Here is a 12,004-nt window from a genome sequence, read left to right on the forward strand (position 1 = left end):
GGAGACATCCCGAATGAGATCACGTCGTGTCTTTGCCGGACCGGCCGAGTTCTATCCAGGCTGGCGCATGATCACTCGGCTTTTCCCAACCGCGCACGTCAGCGTCAACGCCGGCGTCACACAACCTGTCCGAAAGGGATGGGCTGACCAGAAGATGATCCATCCTCAGGCCGGAACTTCGATCATAGCGACCCTGGTAGGAGAAGTTCCAATAGGTGTAGACGCCTTTCTCCGGGTGGATGCGGCGGACGCCATCGGTCCAGCCGCCATCAAGCATTTCGGCATAGGCTTGCCGGCTCTCCGGAAAGTAGACTGCATCGCCTAACCAACGTTGCGGCACCACGGCATCGATCGGGGTGGGCACGACATTGTAGTCGCCGCAGAGAATGCTTGGGACGCCTTCCCTGAGCAGCAGCTTGCCGTAGCTGATCAGGCGGTCGAACCAGCGCAGCTTATACTCGAATTTCGGGCCAGGAGCGGGATTGCCGTTGGGCAGGTAGAGGCAGCCGACGACGATCCCATCCACCTCAGCCTCAATATATCGGCTGTGCGTGTCGTCAGGATCGCCCGGGAGCCCACGACGGCGCTCCAACGGCTCTTTTCCACGAGCGAGTATGGCTACGCCGTTGTAGGACTTTTGCCCGTGCCAGATTGCGCCGTAGCCGGCGTCCCTGATGGCTTCGGCGGGGAATTTCTCATCCGAGGTCTTCAATTCCTGAAGGCACACGACGTCATAGTCGGTCTGACCCAGCCACTTGATGAGCACAGGCAGGCGGCCGTTCACACCGTTGACGTTGAATGTTGCGATGCGGGTCATCAGGAGCTCTCTCCAAAACTCTTCACGCGGTATCAAGGTGAATGGCTCAGCAGTTGATCCCTCACTACGCTGCACAGGAAGACCGCATGCCGTCGGACCCTCTGCCATCAGATTTCGACATCGTTGATCCTCTCGGCTCCTTTTAACCGCCGAGCGTGGGGAAAGTTCAAGATGACAGCGATAGGATGAGTCCGGCCGAACTCGAGCGAAACTCTCAGGCAGGTGCGATGCGGCCCTCGACTGACTGAATGTCTGAAATGCGCCTCGAAGCCGACATCAAGAGTCGGCGTGCCGAACGTCCTGTCTGGCAGAGAGCGAACAGGCAGCTTACGGTATGATGATCCTCAGACGGGGCCGTTCGCGGCCCCTAAACTCGCGTTGAAAATCCTTGGCGCGCCATTGCAGTAGTGATGTCACCGCCTCCCGCAGTTTCATTGGTGGCGCAATCGTAAGGCCAAACGTCCAAAGAACTGCGCCTTGGGCAAATAGCCAAGGTCACTTATCAAAACTGATGGTTATGATAAATTCGCTCTCTCTGGGCGGAGTTTGGCATGAAGCGTCGACTGATTTTTGCAGTGTGCATCCTGATAAGTCAGGTGGCGGTCGGAAACGCCCAGACGGTTGAGACGGCGGTAGCACGCGCCCAGACGACTTCCGACAACAATATCATCCAGAATGCCGCTCTTTCCAAGGACTACACCACCCTTATAGCAGCTGTGAAAGCGGCCGGGCTGGTTGAGACGTTGGAGGGTAAAGGCCCGTTTACTGTTCTCGCGCCGACAGACGCCGCATTTGCAAGATTGCAGCAAGGTGCAGTGCAGGTTCTTCTTGCGCCCGAAGCTAAAAACGAACTCTCCAAAATCCTAAAGTGTCATGTGATTTCCGGAGATCTGAGTACCGACGCGATCCTCGCTGAGATAGCCGCGAACAACGGAGCCTACTCGGTCGACACAATCGGGGGATGCTCTCTCACTTTTCGGGCGGCAGGAAGCAATATTTCTGTAACGGACCAATTTGGCGACATTGCCAGTCTCGTTGCCAGCGACGTGAAACAGACGAACGGCTTGGTCTACGCGGTCGACAAAGTACTTTCGCCCGGCGCTCCAGACACCTCTCACGAAATTCACGCCTCTAGGATCTTTGCCGGACCGAACGAATATCCACCCACTAATTTCGCGGCTTATGGGATTCTGGCATTCAAATCGAAAGTTACCATCTACGACCAGGAACGGCAAAAGATGCTGTGCGAGGCGTTTGTGAATGCCGTCCTGCCGTCGTCGTCGCTCGTCGTCCCTACAGCGGCCCAAATGGTAACGGTATGGCCGATGGACAGCGCCGAGCATGCAAAGGCCGCAACCAACGCGAACATAACCAGGACCTGCGACGAAGCCCTTCAGGATTATGGACTGGCTGTTTCGCAAAAGGCAGTCCGCGATGCAGTTGCAAGCGGCGTTGCTGTCGACGGCGACGGGCCTTTTCTGATTGCGTGGGCACCGCCGACGCAAATCGGAAAGCCTGGTGCTGTGGTTCTTAAAGCCGACCTTTCAACAGTGACCGAATACAAGATGGCAAGTGACATCATGCACCGGTGGGTAGTGGAAATTGAAAACAGGCCCGAGCTTTGGAGATCGGGAACGTTCGATAGAAGCTTGATCGCAACAGCTCGCGAGTGGGCGGATCACTACGGGTCCCTGATCTTTTCAGTCGTCGGTGTAAAGTGACGCCCTTCCTAGATTTCATAGCCGGGTTCGGTGTGTCCGGAGTGGTGGGATTGGTGCTTGGGCTCATTGCGATGACGATCATTGCGCCAAACACCACTGGTGGAGCGTTGCTAATCATTTTTGTTGGGATAGCAGTGGGGATTATTTTCGGCGCGATTTACCGCTCATTTAGACCAGCTAAGACGCCACCCGAAACGAAACAGTGAAATTTGCTGAGTACACGAAACGCGCTGGACTAAAAAAAAGATATTGAATAAAAAAGCCGCCGAAGCGGGTTTTTCGTTATCAAATACTAGCCAAAAGCGCGGGGCCGAGGATCATTACCTCCGGCGGCCTGTCTGGAGGCAAAGCGCGGGAATATTCGAGGCCGCCCAGAGCGATCTGCAGGGCATTTGCTGATCCAGCAGAGCCGGGAGATCGGACTGAAGGCACGGATATTTGATGTGATTCTGTACCTCTTCTCAAGCAGCGTTCTGACGGTCGCTGGCGCAGACAGACCGTCAGAACGCCGATCATCACGATGTACGCTTTTGGACGCGGCAAATGTCGACCTTCTGGCCGAAATGAGGCGCATTGCAGACTGGCGACTCTGGGCCGCAAGCGGGAGGTCGGCTTTCGGGCATCGAGCTGACCTAAGCAGTCATTCAACTCATGGCCACAAGTAGCTCATACACGCTCCTCTTGACGCGGCGTGCCACCCTAGCCGATGTCGGGCTGATGTGCGTGGACGGCAGGACGTCCTTGACCACCGCTTCTGGCGCCGCCGATTGGCGAGCCGCCTCTCCATCATTTGCGATGGAACGGAAAAGAAACCATTCAGCATCAGACTGCCGCTTTTCGACGCACCTTTTCGAATACGTCGGAACGAGCGCTTGTCGCGCAGCCCACGATGCCCCCATTGGTGAACCGGTTCCATGAAGAGTCTGACAATACGCCACCGCATCCTCGTCAGTTTCGCTGCCGTTCTGGTGGTCATGTCCGTGATAGCCGTCATGGCGTACGCCTGGTTTCTTCAGGCGGGCCAGGAGGCGACTGAGGTCGAGAAGGGCATCCTACCGGACCTTTATCACAGCACCGAGATCATGACGGGCCAGATGGCGGCCCATAGTCTGCTTCAGGAATTTGCCCTTCAGGAAAACCCGTCGGACAGAAGCACGCTTGAAAGCGCGATCACGACCAATCGCGACCAAGTGCAGCGATCGATGGACGACTATGAGGCAACAATCGTCTCCGACATCGACAAGCAGAATTATGCACTCGTCAAAGAACTCGCCAACCAATTCCGTCTGGCTGAAACTGCTGTGCTGGACACAAGCCGGGCTGCCTTGTCGAAAGGTGAAACTCCCAATGAAAGCCCGGCCCTCAAGAACACCGTAGAGCCGATTTTTGTAAAATTGCAGTCCGCTCTGCAGGCCATGGTTGAGGATCATAGAGGCGAGGCAAACAGTGCGACCCAGCGGATCAGCTCGATCGTTAGAACGGCCGAAGTCGGTTTGAGTGTTGGCTTGTTGGTAGCCCTCGGGCTAGCCCTTCTTTTGGGTTACCAGCTGTTTCGCGCCATTACAGGTCCGCTCACCCGTTTGGTCAACGCGGTTCAATTGATGCGGCAAGGCGACTTCAGCGAACGCCTCGATCTGATGCGCCGAGACGAATTCAGTGTGCTTGCCGACGGCTTCAACGCAATGGCGGACGATCTCACAACCCTCATTGGTCAGGTTCAAAGGTCCAGCATACAGGTCGGCACGTCGATAACTGAGATCGCCGCCACCTCCAAGCAACAGCAGGCAACTGCGACTGAAATCGCAGCGACCACAACAGAAATCCGCGCGACAGCCAAGGAAATCTCCGCCACATCAAACGAGCTGGTCCGCACGATGAACGAGGTCTCCACAGTTGCCGAACAAACGGCTGCCGTCGCCGGCGGAGGTCAAGCCGGGCTGACCCGTATGGAAGAAACCATGCAGCAAGTCATGGAAGCGGCCGGCGCGATCAATTCCAAACTCGCGATCTTGAGTGAGAAAGCCGGCAGCATCAATCAGGTGGTGACGACCATCACAAAAGTCGCCGATCAGACGAATCTGTTGTCGCTCAACGCTTCCATCGAGGCTGAGAAGGCAGGCCAATATGGCCGGGGTTTTGCAGTTGTAGCGACGGAAATCCGAAGGCTCGCGGACCAGACGGCTGTCTCCACCTACGATATTGAGCAGATGGTCAAGGACATCCAGTCGGCAGTCGCGGCCGGGGTGATGGGCATGGACAAGTTTTCCGAGCAGGTCCGCCGGGGTATGCAGGAAATCCAGCAGGTCGGCGGGCAACTCTTCGATATCATTCAGCAGGTTCAGGGGCTGGTGCCACGTTTCGAAGTCGCCAATGAAGGCATGCAAGCACAGGCGACCGGCGCGGGGCAGATCAGCGACACGCTAACCCAGCTAAGCGAGGCAGCTCAGCAAACAGTCGAATCCCTTCAGCAATCGACGCTCGCGATCGACGAGCTCAATCAAGTCTCAGGCGGCATGCGAAGTAGCATTTCGAGGTTCAAGCTGCGAGCATAGCGAGTCGGCAGTAGGAGGTGACAATGCTATTCCTCGCCTTCAGCATGGGTCCGGATCGCTACTTGATCGATGTCCACCAAATTGAAGAGGTGCTGCCCTATTTCGATGTGAAAGTTCTTCCGGGTGCGCCAACTGGTGTGGTGGGTTTGGTCAGCTATAACGGAATACCCATCCCTCTGATCGATGTTACCCATCTTGCGCTTGGCCGGCCATCGGAGCGCCTATTGAGCACCCGGATCGTTGTGACGCGCTATCCGGCGCATGATGGCGAGCAACGCCTGCTGGGGCTGATCGCGGAACGGGTGACGGATACGCTCGAGCGACACCCTGCCGATTTCGCGCCGTTCGGACTTGAACAAGGAACCCCGCCCTATCTTGGGCCGGTGGCTTCCGATGGTTCGGAGATCATTCAGTCGGTCAAAGTGGAAGCGCTGCTTTCGGAAGAGATTCGTACCGCTTTGCTCCGCCAGGCCGCAATAGGTGATCAATGACCGGCGCAATAGAAAAGCTCCTGATGGAAACCATCGGACTGGACAGTGCCAGTGTTGGTCCGACAGTGGTTCGTCAGGCGGTCAGAGACCGGATGGAAGCATGCCGGATAACCAACCCTCAGGCCTATAGGGAACACTTGACCGTTTCCTCGCAGGAGCTGCAGGAGCTGATCAATGCGGTGGTGATCCCAGAGACCTGGTTCTTTCGCGACCGAGAAGCGTTCACGATGCTGGCGCGGCATGCGCGCGTGCACAAGCCTGCTCAGCCGATAAGAGTCCTGAGCCTGCCATGTTCAACCGGCGAAGAGGCTTATTCGGTCGCCATGGCGATGTTCGATGCCGGCTTTGAGGCGCACGAGTTCAAGATCGATGGCGTGGACGTCAGCAGTCGCAATATCGCCACGGCTGAACGCGCCATCTATGGGCGCAATTCGTTTCGCGGGAGCCATCTCGAATTTAAAGATCGCTATTTCGAAGCGGCTGAGGGCGGGTTGCGGCCTATTGCTGGGGTGCTGAAACAGGTTCGGTTCAGGGTAGGAAACCTGTTCGGCTCTCGCGCTTTCGGGCAAGAGGTGTATGACATCCTGCTTTGCCGCAATTTGCTGATCTACTTCAATCGAGAGCTGCAGGATCGCGCATTGAGCTGCCTGAAGGACCTGCTGGCCAAGGACGGACTTCTTCTGGTCGGTCCGGCGGAAGCAGCTCTTCCAAGGTTGCATGGCTTTATTTCCGCTGAATGGCCATTGGCCTTTGCCTTTCTGAAATCGGAGGCCGTCAAGACCACGGCGCCGAAAGTTCCGGCCGCCGTCCCGGTGCGGGCGCCAAGCCCGAAGGTCAACAAGAGCGAGCCTCTTCTTCCGTTCCGACCGACAATTGGCAATGAAGGCCGTAGGCAGGCTCCGACCAAGCCGCTTGCACAGGCCTCGGAAAGCCTCATCGCGGTTGAACGGATCGCCAATGCAGGACGGGTAAAGGAGGCACAGGAGGTCGCCCTGGCGCATCTCAAGGAATTCGGTCCTTCCGCGGAAATCTTCTACCTGCTGGGCCTCGTCCAAGATGCGGATGGTTCTGCACCCGAAGCCGCGCGAAGTTATCGCAAGGCGCTCTATCTCGCACCAAATCATCGAGAAGCTCTCGTCCATCTGGCCTTGCTGCTTAGCAAGCAAGGCGACCATAACGGCGCCGAGGCGCTGGCCGGCCGGCTGGGTCGGGTCCAGAAAAGGAGCGGCGGCTGATGGCGGCTTCGACAAAGATCGCTCAGCCGGTGGAGGAGATTGCAATCGACGACTGCTGGCGGCAAATAGGCGTACGGGGCGACAAGTCATGTCCGCTACTGGAGCAGCATCTCCACTGCCGGAATTGCCCGACCTACAAGAAGATTGCACGACGCCTTCTTGACCGTGCAGCGCCCTCGGCATACCGCGGCGAATGGCATGATAACGCTGATCGTGCAGGGATCCATTCGACAGACAGCGACGCGCTGCAGACGGCCGTTCTCTTCCGTTTGGGGGACGAATGGCTTGCACTGCCGGTCGGTATTTTTCATGAAGTGGCTGAATCTCGTCGCGTTCATTCACTTCCACACCGCAGGAACAGTGCACTGCTCGGTATTGCGAATGTCCGTGGTGAATTGCTCATTTGCCTGTCCCTGGCCGAATTGCTCGGGATAGACGAGCGCAAGGAGGGGGAACAAGGCACACGCACCAAGGTATTTCGCCGCCTAGTCGTGGTAGGCGAGCACGACAAGCGGGTTGCTTTTACGGTTGACGAGATCCACGGCTTACATCGGTACCAAGAACGCGACACTCTCGATGTTCCGGCCACGATTGGCAAGGCAGTGTCGGCCGCTACAGTTGCCGTGCTGCCGTGGCAGGGACGAGCCGTTGGCTGTCTCGATCCACGACAACTGCTCACGATGCTTGACCGGAGCATCGCATGACAGATGGAGACTTCAGCCAGGTTTCGATGCTCACCCTCTTCCAGGCCGAACTGGAGACGCAGTCACAGGCTCTAACCTCTGGGCTTCTGGCACTCGAACGCGATCCTATCGCCCCCGACGCCCTGGAAGCATGCATGCGTGCCGCGCATTCCCTGAAAGGAGCTGCCCGCATCATCGACTTGATGCCTGCGGTCAAAGTTGCAAATGCGATGGAAGACTGTCTGGTCGCAGCGCAACGTGGGCATCTGAGGGTGCGACGGGAGCATATAGATGCGCTTCTGCAGGGCTCTGACCTTTTGAAATTGATCGCATCGGGATCATCGAGCGAGAGTGCCAACTCAGAAGTAGAAAGCTTTCTCGCGAAGTTCGAGGAATTGTCCCTCCCCGAGGCAAAGCCCGGGACCCAAGATTCTGCAGCTGATTTCGCAACTCCAGACCATGCCCAGGAGCAACTGGCGACGACCTCTTCAGCGAACGTCCTAGTTGCGGCGGTACCGCAAGCGCACGGCAGCATCGGCTCTGATAGAATGGTCCGGGTGACGGCAGACAGCCTGAACCGATTGCTCGGGTTGGCTGGCGAGTCGCTGATGGAAGCTCGGCGGCTCAGGCCATTCGCTGATGGGCTGCTACGGCTGAAGCGACTTCAATCGGACCTCGCAAGTGCGTTCGACAATCTTCATGCAGTGCTGCCGCCGGTTTTAAACCATGCGGCGGTGATGGAGGCGCTGGCTGAGGCGCAGCGAAAGCTTCGGTTAAACCAAGCGTTCCTGGCGGAGCGTCTCGATGAATTGGATTCAGTTGATCGGAAAGCGACCGATCTTGCCAACAGGTTGTACGACGAAACGTTGGCGAGCCGGATGCGGCCTTTTGAGGACGGCGTGCGACACTATGCGAGAACGATCCGCGACCTCGGTCGTACCCTTGGCAAGCGGGTGCGACTGGAGATTGTAGGCGGCTCGACCGGCATCGACCGCGATATTCTCGAGCAGCTTGATGCCCCTTTGGGGCATCTCCTGCGCAACGCTGTAGACCATGGGCTTGAACCGCCTGAGGAGCGCATCGCGATGGGGAAACCCGAAGAGGGGCTCATCAGGCTCGAAGCGAGGCATAATGCCGGGCTGCTGCAGATAGCCGTGGTGGACGACGGCAGGGGGGTCGAGCTCTCGAAGCTGCGCGAGACCGTCGTCGCCCGGCAACTTGCAACCAGGGAAAGTGCTGACACACTCAGCGAAACCGAATTGCTCGCATTCCTGTTTCTGCCAGGCTTTTCGATGAAAGCGGGCCTTACCGACGTCTCCGGTCGCGGTGTGGGGCTTGATGCAGTGCAAGCCATGACGAAGGAAGTCCGGGGAGTCGCAAGCGTCTCCTCAGAATTTGGGCACGGAACCCGATTTCAACTGCAATTGCCGCTGACGTTGTCGGTCCTGCGCACGCTGCTCGTCGATGTTGATGGGGAGCCCTATGCTTTTCCACTCGCTGCCATTTCCAAGACTTTGAAACTGCAGCGGACGCAGATCAATCTCCTGCAGGGCCGGCCACATTTTCGATTGAATGATCGACAGATCGGGCTGGTCACCGCGCGCGAGGTGCTGGATCGAGGTGAGCCCGGATCGGAACCGAACGAACTCTCGGTCGTCGTCGTGGATGCGGGTCGGGGCGATGCGTACGGCCTGATCGTCGACCGTTTTCTCGGGGAACGCGAGTTGGTGATCAGACCTCTGGACCCACGGTTTGCCAAGATCAAGGACATCAGCGCAGCAGCCCTGATGGAAGACGGTTCGCCTGTTCTGATCTTCGACGTCGACGATCTGATCCGATCGGTGGAGAAGCTTGCATCATCCAGCGGACTTCGAACTCTTCGGCGCGCCGCAGGCGGTCCCGAAGCGAGCAGGCGCAAGCGCGTGCTCGTGATTGACGATTCACTGACGGTTCGCGAACTCCAGCGCAAGATGCTGGGCAATTACGGTTATGAGGTCGAAGTTGCGGTCGACGGTATGGACGGGTGGAATGCCGTCCGGTCTGGTCCTTTCGATCTCGTCGTCACCGACATCGACATGCCTCGTATGGATGGCATCGAGCTGGTGAGTTCGATCAGAAAGGACGCTCATCTTAAGAACACACCCATCATGATCGTTTCATACAAGGATCGGGAAGAAGATCGCGCGCGCGGGCTCGACGCAGGTGCGGACTATTATCTGACCAAGAGTAGCTTTCAGGACGAGGCGCTGATCCATGCCGTCGTGGACATGATTGGCGAGGCGGTTGAATGAGAACGAGATGGGAAGCCAGCGAATGAGAATCGGCGTGGTCAACGACATGCCCATGGCGGTTGAACTTCTGCGTCGACTGGTCCTGTCGACCGGCGAACATCAGGTCGCGTGGATCGCGACCAATGGGCGAGAGGCGGTCGAGGTCTGCAGACGTGATCTGCCGGATCTCATACTCATGGATCTAGCGATGCCAGAGATGGACGGCGTGGAAGCGACCCGCAGAATCATGGCGGAAACCCCGTGCTCAATCTTGCTGGTGACCGCTAGTATCGAAGCCAACCTCGCCGGCGTCTACGAAGCAATGGGTCATGGCGCGCTTGACGCAGTCGATATTCCCTCAGTGGGCATCGAAGGTAACGTGTCCTCGCAATCCGCCCGGCTTTTGACGAACAAGATAGGGACGATCGGCAAGCTGATTGGTGATGCGCCGACCCAGGCAAAAAGGCGGATGTCACGTGCGGCTGAGCCGACACCTCGACGCCTGATTGCAATCGGTGCCTCCGCGGGCGGGCCGGCTGCCGTTGCCGCAGTCCTGAGTTCGTTTCCCGTTGACTTTGGCGGCGCGATTGTACTCGTCCAGCATCTCGATGCTCAGTTCGTTCCAGGCCTCGTTGATTGGCTGGGGCAGCATACGCCTCTCCCGATCAGTCCGGCGCGGGAAAGGGATAGTCCTCAAGCCGGCACCGTTCTCGTTGCCAGTTCTGCGGATCATCTGGTTTTCAAGTCAGCTCGGCAACTTGGCTATACGCCCAGCCCCAAGGACAATGTTTATCGGCCGTCCGTAGATGTGTTCTTCGAAAGTGCGGCGCAATGGTGGCCCGGCTCGGTGACTGGTGTTCTGCTCACAGGCATGGGCAGGGATGGTGCGCGCGGGCTGAGACAGCTCCGCGACAAGGGGCATCTCACAATCGCGCAGGATAAAGCAACCAGTGCCGTCTATGGCATGCCGAAGGCCGCCGCCGACATCGGCGCGGCTGTTGATATTCTTCCTTTGAGTGCTATCGGCTCACGTATAATCGAAGCCTGCGAGCGCTCCACGTGAAAGGGCCCGTCCGATGACGCAAGAACCAGAGCTGGTCCCGCCACTCGCAGATAATTATTCATCCATGGTTCTGCTCATCGATGATCAGATCATGGTTTGCGAGGCGGTCAGGCGCGCTCTAGCCACCGCGCCCGATATTTCCTTACACTTCTGCACCGACCCATTGAGAGCGATGGCGGTCGCGGATGAGGTAAAGCCAACGGTTATTCTGCAGGATCTCGTCATGCCCGGGGTCGATGGGCTGCATCTGGTGCGAGAATACAGGAAGCATGGGTCGACACGCGCGGTCCCAGTCATTGTGCTGTCGAGCAAGGAAGATCCAGCCACCAAGGGCGAGGCGTTCGCTGCGGGAGCGAACGACTATCTCGTCAAACTGCCGGACCGTATCGAGCTGATTGCACGTATTCGATATCACACGCGGGCCTATCTGGATCACGTCCAGCGAGACGCGGCGTACCGAGCGCTAAGGGAAAGCCAGCGACAGCTGATCAGTGCAAATCTCGAGCTTGAACGTCTGACGCGGATCGATGGCCTGACGGGTCTAGGCAACAGGCGCTATTTTGACGAATATCTGGCGGCTGAATGGAAGCGCGCTTTTCGCGCACAGTCCCCATTGTCGCTGTTGATGATCGATGCAGACAACTTCAAACGATACAACGATACCTATGGCCATATGGCCGGCGACGAGGTGCTCAAGCAAATCGCCCGCGTAATCCAGAGTGGTTCCGGCCGCTCCACCGATCTCGCTGCGCGGTACGGAGGCGAAGAGTTCGTCATCGTGCTGGTCGACACTTTACTGGAACAATCCAGCGCGATCGCAGAGCGGCTCGTCCAGAGCGTGCGGGAATTGAACATACCCCACGGCCCGGATCGCGTGACCATCAGCGTTGGCGCCGCAACAGCGGTGCCCACCGAGAACGAGACGCCAAACGATTTCGTCAATGCCGCCGATTTGGCTCTGTTTCGTGCCAAATCGGAAGGACGAGATCGTGTTGCGCTTCATATGTCCCGCAGCTAGAGAAGCTCAATGCACCTCCGAAGAGCGGGTGTGTAATTTGAGGCTAAGATGGGGCGTGAGAGCGGCACTCGGTTGAAGATAGGAGCCGGACAACGGGCTTGAAGACTGGTTGGGCAAACGTTGGGAATGACAGCGACAGCGAGCTGGCCAGGTT

Annotated in this window: 9 protein-coding genes; 8 read left to right on the top strand and 1 reads right to left on the bottom strand. The window is 57.8% G+C overall.

Annotated features, from left to right (window positions below; all coding sequences use genetic code 11):
- Nucleotides 1–19 precede the first annotated feature (19 nt).
- The gene (gene xth / locus X735_RS159810; RefSeq protein ID WP_023809627.1) at nt 20–817 is read right to left on the bottom strand and encodes an exodeoxyribonuclease III; all 798 of its coding nucleotides are present in this window, start codon (nt 815–817) and stop codon (nt 20–22) included.
- A 551-nt stretch (nt 818–1,368) separates the two neighbouring features.
- Between xth and X735_RS1000000166735 the strand changes: the two genes are divergently transcribed.
- From X735_RS1000000166735 to X735_RS159775, 8 genes are all read left to right on the top strand, one after another.
- On the top strand, nt 1,369–2,538 hold the full coding sequence (locus X735_RS1000000166735) for a fasciclin domain-containing protein (RefSeq protein ID WP_023809628.1): 1,170 nt from the start codon (nt 1,369–1,371) through the stop codon (nt 2,536–2,538).
- 914 nt (nt 2,539–3,452) lie between these two features.
- Nucleotides 3,453–5,090 (top strand): methyl-accepting chemotaxis protein, encoded by a 1,638-nt coding sequence (locus X735_RS159805; RefSeq protein WP_023809629.1) that lies wholly within the window; start codon nt 3,453–3,455, stop codon nt 5,088–5,090.
- A gap of 23 nt (nt 5,091–5,113) precedes the next feature.
- Nucleotides 5,114–5,581, top strand: coding sequence for a chemotaxis protein CheW (locus X735_RS159800; RefSeq protein ID WP_023809630.1), 468 nt, complete (start codon nt 5,114–5,116; stop codon nt 5,579–5,581).
- A complete protein-coding gene (locus X735_RS159795; RefSeq protein ID WP_023809631.1) occupies nt 5,578–6,816 on the top strand; it encodes a protein-glutamate O-methyltransferase CheR in 1,239 nt (412 codons plus the stop codon). Before X735_RS159800 ends, X735_RS159795 begins: the two co-directional genes overlap by 4 nt.
- On the top strand, nt 6,816–7,520 hold the full coding sequence (locus tag X735_RS159790; protein ID WP_023809632.1) for a chemotaxis protein CheW: 705 nt from the start codon (nt 6,816–6,818) through the stop codon (nt 7,518–7,520). The genes X735_RS159795 and X735_RS159790 overlap by 1 nt, the downstream gene beginning before the upstream one ends.
- On the top strand, nt 7,517–9,790 hold the full coding sequence (locus tag X735_RS159785) for a hybrid sensor histidine kinase/response regulator (protein WP_023809633.1): 2,274 nt from the start codon (nt 7,517–7,519) through the stop codon (nt 9,788–9,790). The genes X735_RS159790 and X735_RS159785 overlap by 4 nt, the downstream gene beginning before the upstream one ends.
- A gap of 22 nt (nt 9,791–9,812) precedes the next feature.
- Nucleotides 9,813–10,832 (top strand): chemotaxis response regulator protein-glutamate methylesterase, encoded by a 1,020-nt coding sequence (locus X735_RS159780; protein ID WP_023809634.1) that lies wholly within the window; start codon nt 9,813–9,815, stop codon nt 10,830–10,832.
- 64 nt (nt 10,833–10,896) lie between these two features.
- Entirely contained in the window at nt 10,897–11,850 is a 954-nt protein-coding gene (locus X735_RS159775; protein ID WP_023809635.1) for a PleD family two-component system response regulator, read from the top strand.
- Nucleotides 11,851–12,004: the final 154 nt, after the last annotated feature.

The organism is Mesorhizobium sp. L2C084A000 (assembly GCF_000502875.1).
Lineage (GTDB): Bacteria > Pseudomonadota > Alphaproteobacteria > Rhizobiales > Rhizobiaceae > Mesorhizobium.

Coding starts and splice junctions, on each gene's coding strand:
- X735_RS1000000166735 (WP_023809628.1), top strand. CDS start 1,369: ATGAAGCGTCGACTGATTTTTGCAGTGTGCATCCTGATAAGTCAGGTG.
- X735_RS159775 (WP_023809635.1), top strand. CDS start 10,897: ATGGTTCTGCTCATCGATGATCAGATCATGGTTTGCGAGGCGGTCAGG.
- X735_RS159780 (WP_023809634.1), top strand. CDS start 9,813: ATGAGAATCGGCGTGGTCAACGACATGCCCATGGCGGTTGAACTTCTG.
- X735_RS159785 (WP_023809633.1), top strand. CDS start 7,517: ATGACAGATGGAGACTTCAGCCAGGTTTCGATGCTCACCCTCTTCCAG.
- X735_RS159790 (WP_023809632.1), top strand. CDS start 6,816: ATGGCGGCTTCGACAAAGATCGCTCAGCCGGTGGAGGAGATTGCAATC.
- xth (WP_023809627.1), bottom strand. CDS start 817: ATGACCCGCATCGCAACATTCAACGTCAACGGTGTGAACGGCCGCCTG.
- X735_RS159795 (WP_023809631.1), top strand. CDS start 5,578: ATGACCGGCGCAATAGAAAAGCTCCTGATGGAAACCATCGGACTGGAC.
- X735_RS159805 (WP_023809629.1), top strand. CDS start 3,453: ATGAAGAGTCTGACAATACGCCACCGCATCCTCGTCAGTTTCGCTGCC.
- X735_RS159800 (WP_023809630.1), top strand. CDS start 5,114: ATGCTATTCCTCGCCTTCAGCATGGGTCCGGATCGCTACTTGATCGAT.